Annotated in this window: 7 protein-coding genes; all 7 read right to left on the reverse strand. The window is 65.1% G+C overall.

Annotated elements, in window-relative coordinates; genetic code table 11:
* Window positions 1–264 precede the first annotated feature (264 nt).
* Window positions 265–3306 carry a hybrid sensor histidine kinase/response regulator gene (locus ACFOY6_RS23445; RefSeq protein ID WP_379652401.1) on the reverse strand — a complete coding sequence of 1014 codons (3042 nt, stop codon included), beginning with the start codon at window positions 3304–3306 and terminating at the stop codon, window positions 265–267.
* A gap of 56 nt (window positions 3307–3362) precedes the next feature.
* Window positions 3363–4316: a response regulator gene (locus tag ACFOY6_RS23450; RefSeq protein WP_379636773.1), complete on the reverse strand. Its 954-nt coding sequence runs from the start codon at window positions 4314–4316 to the stop codon at window positions 3363–3365.
* Window position 4317: 1 nt separating this feature from the next.
* Window positions 4318–5652, reverse strand: a complete 1335-nt coding sequence (locus ACFOY6_RS23455) for an HlyD family type I secretion periplasmic adaptor subunit (protein ID WP_379652402.1) — start codon at window positions 5650–5652, stop codon at window positions 4318–4320.
* Complete coding sequence (locus ACFOY6_RS23460) at window positions 5649–6398, reverse strand: ATP-binding cassette domain-containing protein (protein WP_379652403.1); 750 nt, start codon at window positions 6396–6398, stop codon at window positions 5649–5651. Before ACFOY6_RS23460 ends, ACFOY6_RS23455 begins: the two co-directional genes overlap by 4 nt.
* A complete protein-coding gene (locus ACFOY6_RS23465; RefSeq protein WP_379652404.1) occupies window positions 6373–7815 on the reverse strand; it encodes an ABC transporter transmembrane domain-containing protein in 1443 nt (480 codons plus the stop codon). The genes ACFOY6_RS23460 and ACFOY6_RS23465 overlap by 26 nt, the downstream gene beginning before the upstream one ends.
* Window positions 7812–9503 (reverse strand): ATP-binding cassette domain-containing protein, encoded by a 1692-nt coding sequence (locus tag ACFOY6_RS23470; protein WP_379636783.1) that lies wholly within the window; start codon window positions 9501–9503, stop codon window positions 7812–7814. The genes ACFOY6_RS23465 and ACFOY6_RS23470 overlap by 4 nt, the downstream gene beginning before the upstream one ends.
* Window positions 9490–10077, reverse strand: a 588-nt coding sequence (locus ACFOY6_RS23475; protein WP_379652405.1) for a hypothetical protein, incomplete at its 5' end; no start/stop codon positions are given. The genes ACFOY6_RS23475 and ACFOY6_RS23470, both read right to left, overlap by 14 nt.

The following is a 10077-nucleotide window of genomic DNA, read 5'->3' on the forward strand; positions in this document are numbered from 1 at the left end:
GCCCAGTTCGCCGTGCTGTTCGGCGAGCGTTTCACCCGCGCCATGGCCTGAGCGTGTTCAACCGCTCCGCCCTACACGAAATTCCTGACAGTCCCGTCGGAACTCGTCTGGCGCACCATGTTTGAAACACATCAGGATGCCGAGCAGGCCATCGGCCGCCACATTGATGGTCTCTACAGCCCTGTCAGGCGCCACTCCGCGCCCGGCTTCACAAGCCCGGTCCAGTTCGAGAAGATGGCCGCCAGTTGATCCAGCGCCTCTCCGTCAAACCGCAGCAATTCCCTTACCGTCATCCATCAGTTTTTTGATGCCATCCGACGTCGCGGTGAAGACACGCTCCATATGATCACGAATAGCCTGCAGCTCCCTCATCTGTGCCTCTCCACCAAGGCGCGCGCGCTTTTCGAATTCTTCTGCCAGCAGGGCCAATGCACTGGCTCCTAGAATGCGGCTTGAACTCTTGATTGTATGAGCGGGCATAATGGCATCCTCCACTTGAGCCATGGCCAATGCCTTCTTGATGTCTTCGATGTAAGAGGAAGTGTCTTGCAAATAAAATGAAATAAGAACTTCAAATTTTTTCATCGATGATTTTGTTTTCTGAAATTCCGCCAGGTCAATAACGGGAATCTTGGAACGCGGGAGAGGCGGTTGCTCTGCCGTAGGAGCGGCCATGCCTGGCGCTGCCTTCGGCGACGTAGCCGGAGCGGGATTCTCCGAAGAGCCTTTCAGCAGAGGCGCTTCTATAGTCACCGGAGACTGGGCCTTAGGGGCCGCTGAGGGCCGGAAGCTGGCAGTTGTTGTGCCTGGAAGCTCGGCTGCCAGATCCTGCTCCAATGACCCGGGCAGGGGTGCCTTGACTGTCGCCGTGGGCGAATGCGAGGGAATTTTGACCGCCGCCAGGACACGCTGCTTCTTCGCCGCGGTGGATGTGAAATCCTTCAGCGAGTCTAGAAGCATCTGCAGATCGACCGTGCTGATCGGCTTGCTCAAGAAGGCGTCCATGCCGGCTGCAAGGCATTTCTCACGATCACCCTTCAAGGCGTTTGCTGTCAAAGCAACGATCGGCACGCGGTGAATCTCGCCATCCGCCATCATGCGCCGAAGATGGCCGCTGGCCTCGTAGCCATCCATCACAGGCATCTGGCAGTCCATAAAGATCACGTCGAAACGGCCCTGCAACGCTGCCTCAATCGCCTTCTTGCCATTGGTCGCTCTCGCAACCTCGAAGCCCAGATCCCTGAGGATCTCTTCTCCGAACATCAGATTCACGTTGTTGTCGTCCACGAGAAGCGCCTTGTATCCTTCGAACGGATGAGCAGGGGAGATGCTGGATGCACCGGCCATGTCCATTCCCTCTGCTTTGGAAATTCCGCTCTGCACGACGCGTAGTATGGTCTCGTACAATGTGTGTGCGCTGAACGGCTTGATGACCACCTGGGAGAACGCAGCATAGCGTTTGTCGGCCTGCTGCGTACCGAGCACGATAGTCGGCGCGGCAGATAGGGCAGGGAACGCCTGCGCCAGGCGCCTGACTTCCAAAGCTTCCTCGATATGCGGGCCCTGGTCGATCACCAGGGCATCGAAGGGAGCATTTTCGGCCTGGGCCTGCAATGCCCGCTGCAATGTCACCGTGGGTTCGAACCAGACGCATTCGACGCCACGCACCTCAAGCCCTTTACCGATGATGCTCTTCAGCGGCGGGGCACCGCAGATGATGGCCAGCCGCAATGCGGGCCCTTTTTCGATCGTGGCGGGCTGCAGTACCTGCACCGGCAGCCGGAAGGTGAAGGTCGATCCCTGGCCGATCGCACTGGTGACGCCGATGTGGCCGCCCATCAGTTCGCAAAGTTCGCGGCAGATGGAGAGGCCGAGCCCGGTTCCTCCATACAGCCGGGTCGTGCTCGCCTCCGCCTGGGTGAAGCGGGAGAAGAGCTTGGCCATGCTTTGCTCCGAGATGCCGATACCGCTATCCCGGATCGAGACACGGATGAGCGCCTGGCCTGTCTTGTCATCATGGGATTCGACGGCCGCGGAAACGAAGATCTCACCCTGCTTCGTGAACTTGAGCGCGTTCGATATCAGATTCCCGATGATCTGGCGCAGGCGCGTCGGGTCCGCCTGGACGAATTCCGGCAGGTCGGGCTCGATGTCCAGCAGGAGGTCGAGCTCCTTGTCCTGTGCTCCCATAGCGTAGAAGCCGACAATGTCGCTGATCAGCCCTGGCAGGTTGACCCGCACGGGGTCGATCGCCATCTGCCCGCTCTCGAGCTTGGAGATATCCAGGATGTCGTTGAGGATGGACAGAAGAACGCCGCCAGACGAGCGAATCTGTCGCACGTAGCGAAGCTGTTGCTCGGAAAGCTCCGTCCGCGTCAGGAGTTCCGCCATGCCGAGAACCCCGTTGAGCGGCGTGCGGATCTCATGGCTCATATTGGCCAGGAAGGTCGATTTGGAGTCGTTGGCACTGTTCGCCTTGTCGAGTGCCGCCTGAAGCTCCGCCTCTGCTCGCCGGCGGTCTCTCATGTAATGCACCGAAAGCGCTACGGTGATCGCGCTGATCGCCAGAATGCCGGCGACCATGAAGGCGAGCTTTCCGAAACGCACCGTCCTGTCCCAGTTGGCGAGCACGATCTGGCTGTTGTGCGCCAGCCTTACCGCCTCCTGCGTGGCGTCCCCGGTCCAGTCCGCGGTGCCGCGGCCGGGCAGGATGAATTCGGTTTGCACCTCGTCCACAGTAAGCCGCGCCGCGGTCAGGCTGCCTTCCCGGAAATCGGCACTGAGCTCTTCGAGCATCTTGCGTACTTCCACCGCCGCATAGACGATGAAGAAGTCGGCAGGGCCTTCGCCCAAGCGCATGGCCTGCGCCAGCACGACCTCGTCGCCGTCCATGTTGGGGAACAGCGACGCGAAGGCTTGCGGCCGGATGGCCGTGATCAGCCCCTCATTCTGCAGCAGTTGCGCCGCGAGCCGCTGCGCCTCCACCGGATTGACATCCAGAAGAACGTCCGGGCTGGTGAAGGAGCGGCGCTGACGCAAGGAATCGCCGCGTATCAGCCCGAGATCGATGATGTAAGGCGAGAGGCGCGACGCGACACGCAGCTTGGCGGCGACTTGCTCTTCCCGGCGCGCGGAGATGAAGGCCGCCAGATCCTTCACCCGGACCAGAACGGTGTCGGCCTGCGCCATCACCAGGCGGCTCAGCATTCGTCTCTCGCCGAGGAATAGCCGGTTCTGCTCGCGGATGAAGGTCACCGAGTACCAGCCGACCAGCATCGCGGTGAGACCGCAGATCACCAGCATCATCGGGACCGCGCGGAGCTTTCCGGTCCGCCCGCGGCGCCACTCCGCCATCGCATGCCTTACCATTTGACATCTCGCTCCTGGGCGATGAAGCCGATCGCCTTGTTGCCGGTCTTGTCAAAGCTCAGCCGGTCGAAGGCGAAGTTCGCGGCGCGCGAGATGCCACGCCCGCAGCTGGCAGCGGCCCGGCTGGGATCCGCTGTCAGGTAGGGTCGCCAATCGAATCCGGGTCCATTGTCGGCGACGCTGATGTAGATGCCATCCTGGCGGCGGATCGCGGCCGCCTCCACCCAGCTTTCGGCGAAGCGCGCCTCCTGCGACCGCTCGGCCAGCGCCTGCTGCCATTGGCCTTGCATCATCAGGCGCGCCTTCTCCTGGAAGCCGAAGCGCAGGACACCATGCTCAACCGCGTTCTGAACCAATTCGTAAATGCCCTGGATGGCGCGGTCCGGCGTGTCCTGCATGCTGGCCAGCATGCTCACCACCGGCTCCACCTCCTCCGGACGGCGCAGACGGAACTTCACCGCCTGCATGAAGCGGAAGGCCTCCTGGTGGCCGGCGAGATCGGCCCGCAGCTTGCGCTGCCGCGCCACCTCGCGAATGGCGGAGTTGACGACGGAGGCGACCACCTTCTCCACCGGCGGCTTGGTGAGATAGTAGAAGGCCCCCGCCTCGATCCCCGCGCTGACATCCTCGCTGTCGGCTGCGCCGGTCAGGATGATGACGGGCATGTGCCGGGTCTGCGGTTCGCGCTTGAGCCGCCGTGTCAGGCCCAGCCCGTCCATCACCGGCATGGTGCGGTCGGTCATCACGAGGTCTGCCATGCCGGGGTTCTCCCGCAGCAGCGCGAAGGCCTCAGCGCCATTGCCGGCGGTGTGCACGCGGTGGCCAAGCTGCTCCAGGCATTGCTCCATCGCCAGCAGGCTGGTGCGGTCGTCATCGACCAGCAGGATGTTCACGGCGCGGGCATCGGCGCCGGCGGGGCCAGGAGGCGTGGCGGATGCGGGCGGCATCTCAGCGCTCCTGGAAGGATGTGCTCAAGGCCCGGCGGATCGGGCTCAGCAGATAGGCCATGACCGTCTTGTCGCCGGTGATGATGTCGGCCGTGACGGCCATGCCAGGCGAGAGCAGGGCACCAGGCGCCAGGGGCAGGTGGTTCGAGGCCAGGTCCACCTGCACCTTGTAGTAGGCCATCCCGTCGCCGCTGAAGGAGGAGGGCGAGACGCGCGAGACGCGGCCCTCGATCCAGCCGAAGCGGGTGAAGTCGTAGGCGGAAATCTTGACATGCACCGGAAGCCCGGGCCGGACATGGCCGATCTGGGAGACGGGCAGCCGCGTCTCGGCATGCAGCATCTCGTCCAGCGGCACGATCACCGCCAGGGGCTGACCCGCGCCCGCCACACCACCGATTGTCGTCACTTCCAGCGACTTGACAATGCCGCGCACCGGCGAGCCCACCGTCAGGCGCTCCTGCCGCCTGAGCCGCTTCGAGACATCGCCCTCCAGCGCCATCACCGCCCGGCGCAACTCCTGGATGCGGGAGGCCAGGTCGGACCGGACGGAGGCCAGGGTGGCAATCTTGTTCTTCTGCGCCTCGGCCACGGCCTCCAGGGCGGTGCGGCGCTTCTCCAGAGCGACCTGGAGCTGGTTCTCTGCATCCTCGCGCTCCTTGCGCCGCTCGGAGTACTGCGTTCGTGTGGCGTAGCCTTGGTTGAACAAGGTGCCGATCCTTGCCTCCTGTTCCGCGGCGAAGGCGTGGTTGTTGCGCAGCCCGGCGATCTGGGTCTCCAGCGTCCTGAGTTGCAGCCGTGCCTGCTCGATCTGGCTGTCCAGTAGGGAAATCTGGCTTGCCTGCGCGTCACGCTGCGCCGCATGGGCCGCCGCTGTGGCCCGGACCGCGACATCCTCTCCGAAGGCCTGGAAGTCTGGCGCCCGGTCCTCCATCAGCGCCACGAGCCCCTCGATCTGTGCCAGCAGGTTGTGCCGCTGGAGCGTCATCACCTGCACGTCCTCGGTGGTGCCGCCATCGGTCAGGATGAAGATCGGCGCACCACGCTCCACGAGCTCGCCAGGCTGCACGAGGATCTGCTCGACCATGCCGCCTTCGAAATGCTGCACGACGCGCTCGAAGCCGGAGGGCACGATCGTGCCGCTGGCCTGGGAGACGTCGTGCACGCGTGCCGTCGCGGCCCAGCCGACAAAGGCCAGTACGCTGAGCGCCACCAGGACGCATATGCGACGCAGCATGCGCTGCGGCACCTTCTCGTGGACCAGCAACGGATAGACCAGCTGCGCCTCATCCGAGGCAGGGAGGGGGCTGGGCGGCGGCGCTGGCGAGAGAGCGTTCATGCAGGCCCCTGCACCAGCGCCGCAGGCGTCGTCACCGCTGGCACCTTTCCGTAGCGCAGAACGACGACGCGCTCGGCCAGCGCCAGGAAGTCCGACCTGTGAGAGACGAACAGGACGGTCCGGCTGCGGCTTCTTTGCGTGATGATGTCCCTGATCACCCGGCCTACCTCGCCATCCAGCAAGCGGTTAGGCACCTCGTCTATCAAGAGGATATTACTTTCGGTTAAAAGCGCCTGTGCCACGGCGAACTTGAAGTGGAACTCCAGAGGGAAGGTCTTCGTCTCGTCGCAGCGGTGGTCGAGGCCATCCTCCAACTGCTCCACCGCCTCCGCCAGGCGGGCGGCCTGAAGCGCCAGACGCAGCTTGCCCTCCTCCGCAAGAGGATTGACGAAGAGCAGGTTGTCGCGCAGCGTGCCCGGAAACAGCCGCGGATGCTGCGGGACGTAGGCGATGCGGCGGCGCAGCTCGTCGGGCGGCAGCTGGCGCAGATCCACGCCATCGAGCCGCACGGCGCCAATCGTCAGGTCGCTCAGCCCCTGGACCAGCTTGAGCACGGTCGTCTTGCCGCTGCCATTGGCCCCGGTGATGCCGATACGGCTGCCAGGTGGTATCTCGAGGTCCAGGCCGACAAAGACGGGGCGCGTATCGGCGGCGCGGAAGCCGGTGTTGAGGAAGCTGATTCCACCCTGCAACGGGCGTGCCTGGCTGTACTGCCGCACCTCATCCCGCTCGGGCGGGATCTCCATCAGCCCATTCAGCTGGCCCAGGCTGTTCCGCAGTTGCTCGCAACGCTGCACCGAGAGGCAAAGCATGTGGGAGGGAACCATGGCGCGGCGGCCCAGGATGGTGCACGCAAGCAGCCCGCCGGTGCCAAGGGTGCCGGCCCAGACCGCCTCCGTCCCTGCCGCGAGCATCAGCATTGTCCTGCTGCCGCCGCACGCAGCCGATCATGCGGCCCGACCATTGGTGCTGCAGGCCGGCCTGGCGAATTACCTCCCGCTTCTGGAAGGTCTCGATGGTCATACGCTGCATCTCGGTGGACTCGTCGGCCGCGATCGAGGTCATCACCCGCGCCCGGCGCAGCAGCACCGAGAACAGCCAGAGATGCGCCAGGATACCGAGCAGCGGCACCACCACCACCCATCCCGCCACGGCGGCGAGCAGGCCGAGGGAGGCGGCGGTGATCGGTGCCTCGAGCAGCGCGATGAAGGCGGGGCCGGTGATGAAGTCGCGGACGTTCTCGAAGGTGCGCAGGCGCGCCACCTGGTCGGTTACCGAGGCCCGTTCGGAGATGGCGGGCCTGATCTTGAGGATGCGCTCGAAGGTCGCGCCGGCGACGAGGAACTCCAGCCGGTTTGCGATCCAGGCCAGCATCCGGCTGCGCTGCCCGACCAGCAGGCCCTCAATGAGCACGATGAGTGCCATGCCGAGCGCGAACATCGGCAGCGGCTCAAGCGAGCCCAGGCTGATCACGTGGTGGTAGATCTGAATGGTGAACAGCGGCAGCGCCGTGCTGACGCCGGCGATGGCCAGGCTGACCAGTATGAGGCCGCCGGCCAGCCAGCCGAACTTGGCCATAAGGGCACGAAACCAGCGGTGCCCGGTGTGGCTGCGCCGCGCCGCGGAGAGCGGGTGGGTATCGCCCTCGCGCGGGAAGCTCCAGAGGGTGCCGCGGCCGAGCTGGCGTGATGAGGCCAGCTCCTCCATCGCGCCGGAGGGCCAAAGCCGCCACATTCGGTTGCTGCCGGGCAGGCGCAGGATGACGGAGGCGCCTTCCCCGCCGCCATCGTGCAGCAGCGGCGCCTGCGGCTGCGCCGGCAGGCGGGCAAGCGGCGTGGCGCAGAAACCGAGATGCCCCATCGCGGCAATGATGCCATCCGCGTCCAGCGGCGTGGGTTCGGCCGGCAGGGCGGCGAGCAGCTGGCGCAGCGGAAAGTCCGTGCCGGCGGTCAGGCAGAGCGCGCAGAACAGCCGCTCGTCGCCCTCATCGCCGCTGAGGCCGTGCCGGCTGCGGCGCACCAGCGCCTGCAGTTGGGCAAGCCAGTTCAGCAGGCTCCGCAGCGCCGCACCGCCTTCCGTGTCACCGTGCGGTGCCGTGCGACTGGCCTGCTCCGGCGCGGCCGGCACTGCCCGGGCGGCATCCTGCCGGGGCGGTATGATCATACCCTGAGATCCCGGTATGAGATCCGCTCCGCCATGGCGAAGCCCTCGATGGGGCGCAGCCCGCCCTCTGACAGGAGGAAGCGCTTGTCGGCATAGCCGAGCAGGTTGGCGTCGTCCGAGACCAGGATGAAGGTGGCCTGCCCATGCACCTTGCCGATGAAGCGGCTGAGCTTGGCGTAGCCTTCCCGGTCCAGCGCGCGATCGGCATTGTCGAGGAGGATGAGCTTCGGCCGCGTGGCAAGCGCCCGCAGGATGGTCAGCTGCTGGCGCAGCCCGGGCGGAATGGCATCGGCCGCCGAGCCCATCAGCTGCGTGTCGAGCCCGTTCGGCAGCTCGTTGATGGCCGCGTCGATGCCGAGCAGCGCGGCCACTTCCATGGCCGCCTCCACGCTCACCTCGCCAAAGCGCGTGATGTTGTCGCGTATCGTGCCACGGAACAGGATCCCCTCCGATGACACATAGCCGACGCAGCGGTTGAGCAGAGGTTGGGGATATTCTGTCGGCGCCACGCCGTTCAGCGTGGCAGTGCCCTCGGCGGGCCGGTGCACGCCGGCGATGATCTGCAGCAGCGCGGAGTTGGCGCGCTCCGATGGGCCGGAGATGGCGACGATCTCCCCGGGTTGCAGCGTCAGGTTCACGTCCCGGAAAAGGCAGGTGCCATCGCTGGCATGGAAGGCTGCGCGGTTGAGCGAGACGCGGCCTTCATTGGTGACGCTCAGCTCATGCCGTGGGCTGGCGACCGGCTCCTGGCGGAGCAGCGCCACGATCTTCTGCTGCGCCGCGCCGATGTCCTTCATCTGCACGAAGAGGAAGATGGCCTGCTGCAGCGGCGCCATGACGCGGCCGCTGAGCAGGACCAGCGCCGAGACTCCTCCCATCGTCGTCTGGCCGTGCCCGACCGCGATGGCGCCGAGGGCCAGCGTCGCCGCGGTCAGCGACTGGCTGGCGACAGAGGCACTGTTGAGCAGCCGGCCCGTTACCAGCCCGAGCTGATGGTTGCGGCGGCTCATGGAGGACTGACCCGCCTCGAATCTGCGAAGGATGTTGTCCTCGATGCCCAGCGCCTTGATCAGGTGCATCGCGTCCAGCATGGTGAAGAGGAAATCGTAGCGGCTCTCGCCTTCCGCGGCGCTCTGGTCAACCAGACGCTCCATCCGCCGTGCGTCTAGCAGCGTGACGAGGCCAAAGATTGCAAGGCAGAGCAGCACGAACAGGCCAGTCATCCAGGAGATGGCAAAGATGGCGGCAAGGATGATCGGCAGGAAAAGCAGCTCGATCATGCTGACGACGATCTGCCCGTTGTATTTTTCCTTGAGCTGCTGGATGGCACCGAGATACTCGATGCTGCGTGAGGCGAGAAGGCGCCCTCCTGGCGGGTCGCTGGTGATGATATGCGTGAGCAGCCGGTGCGTGATCAGGCCGGCGAAATTGGCTCCTGCACGATTCAGAACAGCTGCGCGAGCGAAGCGCAGCAATCCCTCGGCGGCACCAAGGCACACCACGCTGGCGACAAGGATCAACAGCGTGGGGCTGTATGGAGCGGGAATGAGGTGACCGAAGATCTGGGAAGCAGCAACTGGTATGGTCAGGCTGAGCACATTCAGTGCCAGTGTCACCAGAAGAAGCGTTAATACGGACTGCTTCCAGAATGCTGCTTCCCGAAGATATCCTGTGTCACCATCCGCCATAAAATGCTCCCGACAGGAATCCGCCGCCAATCTTCGCGGCCACTGCCGTTTGCGTACTGTTTATGGCGTCAACATTCGATGAAGGGGTGCCTGTACTGGGCGCTGTCGCGATGGCGAGGAGATCTGTCGCCTGACTCGGTGCCAGGATTGCGGGCGTATCCGTCAGGGCGGTCAGCATCGCATCGGCGGACAAAGCTGATGTTCCGCTTGCTACATCAAAGAGGTCCAGGCTTGCCATTGCCTCAGGCGCGATTTCGGCGAGGTTGAACTCCGCCATCATTTCAGAACTAAGGGCGCCAAAGAGATCGGCGTCGAGCGCCAGGTCGGTGTCGCCCTCGGCCGCCGGGGCGCCGCCGGCGAGGACCCCGCCGAGATCGGCGGTGAGCGGCAGGTCGATATCGCCCAGCAGCGCCTCGACCGGGTCGAGCCCGACCGCGACCTCGAGCGGCGTGCCGCCCGGCAGGGTGGCGTCGAGCGTCAGGTCGGTGTCGCCCCCGGTCGCCGGGGCGCCGCCGGCGAGGACCCCGCCGAGATCGGCGGTGACCGGCAGGTCGATATCGCCCAGCAGCGCCTC

Source organism: Teichococcus aestuarii (genome assembly GCF_042651065.1).
GTDB classification, from domain to species: domain Bacteria; phylum Pseudomonadota; class Alphaproteobacteria; order Acetobacterales; family Acetobacteraceae; genus Pseudoroseomonas; species Pseudoroseomonas aestuarii.